The following is a 2308-nucleotide window of genomic DNA, read 5'->3' as shown; positions in this document are numbered from 1 at the left end:
CTGGTCCAGCCCGACGTCGCTCAGTCCCTCAAATGGGCGCCGGAGGAGCGCGAGCGCATCTTTGCCCGCCTCCTCGCGATGACGGGCGCGCCCGCCGCGGACGGTGCCGCGCCGTCGCATGTCATCTGGCCGGAGACCGCTGTGCCCTACCTCGTCACGGAGCAGCCAGAGGTGCGAGAGGCTATAGCTGCTGCCCTGCCGCCTGGCGGCGCGCTCCTCACCGGTGCCGTCCGCCGCGTTCCCGACGGTGCGGGGGGCCTGTCGCTCCGCAATGCCCTCCTCGTGTTGGACAGGACCGGGGAGGTGGTCGCGGCCTATGACAAGATCCGCCTCGTGCCGTTCGGGGAATATGTGCCGCTGCGGAGCCTCCTCTCGGCGGTGCCGAAGCTGACAGTGGGGTCCACCGACTTTGAGCCGGGCCCGCCGCGACATCCGCTGCCTGTGCCTGGGCTGCCGAACGCGTGGCCGCTGATCTGCTACGAGGCGATCTTCCCCGGCGCACTTCCGGAGGGCCGCGAACTCGGATGGATCCTCACCGTAACGAACGACGCTTGGTTCGGCACGTCCTGGGGTCCTTACCAGCACGCGCTCGCGGCCCGGTTCCGCGCCGTCGAACTCGGCCTCCCCCTAGTGCGTGCGGCGAACGGCGGGGTGTCGCTCGTGACGGACGGCTACGGGCGGGTGCGAGCGTCGCTCGGGCTGGGCACGCGAGGTGTGCTCGACGCGGCGCTCCCCGCCGCCGTACCGGGGGGTACTCACTACAGCTGGCTGGGCGACCTGCCCTTTGGCGTCGCCGTCGCCATGCTCCTCGTCGTCTCTTGGTTCCGCCGCCGCAAGGTCGTGAGGTCGCCCGCATGACCTTCGATGTCTCCCTCTTCGATCTCCTCCTCGCCTTCACAGGCGGCTTCGTGTCCTTCCTTTCGCCCTGCGTCCTCCCCCTCGTCCCGGGCTGGGCCGCCTGGGCGTGCAGCACGGGGAGGGGCGACTGGGCCGGTGTGCCGCTGCTCTCGGCCTATGCCCTCTATTCGGGGATGCTGGTCTTCCTCATCGCCTTCTATTTCCCGCAGGCCGCCGCGGCGCTCCGCCGCTTCTCGCACGCCGGCCGCACCCTCCAGGTCGCGTCGGGCGTCGTCATGCCGACCATAGGGGTGCTGATGATGACCGGTGAGACGTCCGCCGTCGCGGGCTGGATGGTCAACGCCTTCCCCTTCCTCGCGAGGCTCGGCTGATGCGCGCTGCACTCAAATTTGGATTTCCTGCGGCGCTGGCCGCCTTTGCGGTAGACCAAGCGACGAAGGCTTGGGCCCTGTTTTCCTTGTGGCCCCCCTATACCGAGGGCATCTATATCCTACCCGTCCTCAACCTGCGCCTCGGCTTCAACACTGGCGTGACCTTTGGGATGTTCGCGGGCGGCGGGACCTCCTCGGCATGGGCCCTTTCCGCGCTTGGCCTCGCCGTGTGCGGCTGGCTGATGGCCTGGATGTGGAAGAGCGTGTCACGCGCCGAGATCCTCGCGCTTGGCCTCATCGTAGGCGGCGCATTGGGCAACGTTCTCGACCGGATCCGGCAGGGCAAGGTGACGGACTTCATTGATGCGCACTACAGTGGCTGGCATTGGCCAACCTTCAACATGGCGGACGTCGCGATTGTATGCGGCGTCGCCATCCTCATGATCGGCTTTCTGCGGCCGATGCCGTCACCGGCACACCAGAATCGGTCCTCGCAATGAGATATGCCGTGCCACTACTGCGAGCTCACGCCGCGCTGCTGAACAGCCGCGTCGTGAACGTGGCCGCCCCCATTGGAATCTCGCGCGTCACCCTGGCCGACATCTACCAGAATGGGGCCGTCGCCCTTGGCCTAAGGGCGATCGTCCTGGGAACGCTGAACGCCCTGCACCTGCTCGGATATCTTTTCAAGAGAATGGCGCATGGCCGAGGAAGTATCCAAGGCGCGTCTCGCCCGGAGTTGGGCTACGGCGACGGCCGTACTGGCCTTCGCGCTGGACCAGGCGACGAAGTGGTGGGTGCTGACCCATCTCATGGATCCACCCCGCGTCATCCCTGTCACCCCGTTCTTCAACCTGGTGCTGGGATGGAACCGGGGCGTCAGCTTCGGCCTGCTTTCGGCGGATCACCACGCGACGCCCTGGCTCCTGTCCTCCCTGGAGCTCACCGTCGTTGCGGGCCTCGTCGTCTGGACGACAAGCGACCGGCGCCCGGAGATGGCGGCTTCGGTCGGGTTCATCGTCGGTGGTGCTTTAGGCAACGTCGTCGACCGACTGCGGCACGGCGCGGTAACGGACTTC

At 67.5% G+C, this 2308-nt stretch carries 4 protein-coding genes; all 4 read left to right on the top strand.

The features are described 5' to 3' along the window. Positions 1 to 858 (top strand): apolipoprotein N-acyltransferase (gene lnt, locus D9599_RS30455; RefSeq protein WP_198385087.1); only part of this gene is annotated, 858 nt, incomplete at its 5' end. Further along, positions 855 to 1229, top strand: a complete 375-nt coding sequence (locus tag D9599_RS30450) for a hypothetical protein (protein ID WP_198385086.1) — start codon at positions 855 to 857, stop codon at positions 1227 to 1229. The genes lnt and D9599_RS30450, both read left to right, overlap by 4 nt. Next, positions 1229 to 1729, top strand: a complete 501-nt coding sequence (lspA, locus tag D9599_RS30445) for a signal peptidase II (protein WP_198385085.1) — start codon at positions 1229 to 1231, stop codon at positions 1727 to 1729. Before D9599_RS30450 ends, lspA (D9599_RS30445) begins: the two co-directional genes overlap by 1 nt. Positions 1730 to 1930: 201 nt before the next feature. Beyond that, on the top strand, positions 1931 to 2308 hold a 378-nt coding region (gene lspA, locus D9599_RS30440), incomplete at its 3' end, for a signal peptidase II (protein ID WP_198385084.1).

The organism is Roseomonas sp. KE2513 (assembly GCF_016107305.1).
Classification (GTDB): domain Bacteria; phylum Pseudomonadota; class Alphaproteobacteria; order Acetobacterales; family Acetobacteraceae; genus Roseomonas.
Note: the sequence above shows the minus strand (reverse complement) of the source record. Positions and strands in the feature narration are given on the sequence as shown.